Source organism: Kitasatospora sp. NPDC057015 (assembly GCF_042673745.1).
Lineage (GTDB): Bacteria > Actinomycetota > Actinomycetes > Streptomycetales > Streptomycetaceae > Kitasatospora.
Map to the genome: position 1 here is coordinate 908 of NZ_JBHUSG010000156.1, position 285 is coordinate 1,192.

At 64.9% G+C, this 285-nt stretch carries 1 protein-coding gene; it reads right to left on the minus strand.

Going from position 1 to position 285, the window contains the following annotated elements:
- A partial coding sequence (locus ACFTWP_RS41835; RefSeq protein WP_380270412.1) for a hypothetical protein occupies positions 1 to 265 on the minus strand: 265 nt, incomplete at its 3' end.
- Between the last annotated feature and the right edge of the window lie 20 nt (positions 266 to 285).

Sequence of the window (285 nt, forward strand, 5' to 3'; positions counted from 1 at the left end):
CGGCCAGATGGTGCTCAAACGAGTCGACGTAGTGGCGTTCGCTAGCGCGCTGGTTTGGGAGTTCGCGGACACGTCGCAAAACGGCTGCCGGAGCCTCACCATCATCGCCCAGCAACGCGCCCGTGACGAGGCGGAACGTCTCGCCGTCAACCTCGACAGCCTTCTCGCCGATCAGCATCCGGTTCGCCAGCAGCCGATAGATGTGGCTGGTTGCTGAGCGGCCTCTGTCGGTAATCTTGAGCCCGCGCTCGGCGAGTTCGCGCACGATCCGCACCGCACCATGCC